Origin of the sequence: Pseudoalteromonas sp. bablab_jr011 (assembly GCF_016464045.1) — a bacterium.
Lineage (GTDB): Bacteria > Pseudomonadota > Gammaproteobacteria > Enterobacterales > Alteromonadaceae > Pseudoalteromonas > Pseudoalteromonas lipolytica.
This window is the reverse complement of sequence record NZ_JACDWU010000269.1, coordinates 1-279: the sequence shown is the minus strand read 5'-3', so window position 1 is coordinate 279 and position 279 is coordinate 1. Positions and strand designations below refer to the sequence as shown.

Genomic DNA, 279 nt, shown 5'->3' with positions numbered 1-279 from the left:
GGTTTTTTAATTTCTATCGCGATGGAGCGTTGGGGGCTACATAAACGTATAGCACTTAATACAATGCTTCGTGCGGGAACGAAACCTAGCCTACAAATTTTAGCGATGATGTTGGTGACGGCATTTTTATCAATGTGGATGTCAAATACAGCCACTGCGGTGATGATGCTACCGATTGCTATGTCGATCACGATGTTAGTAAAGCAATCTAATCCTGATAACGACCAATTTGGCAAAGCATTATTACTATCTATCGCGTATGGCGCGAGCATTGGTGGT

The 279-nt window shown here is 42.7% G+C and carries 1 protein-coding gene; it reads left to right on the top strand.

Annotated elements, in window-relative coordinates:
- Positions 1–279 (top strand): SLC13 family permease (locus JIG41_RS16010; protein ID WP_199525080.1); only part of this gene is annotated, 279 nt, incomplete at both ends.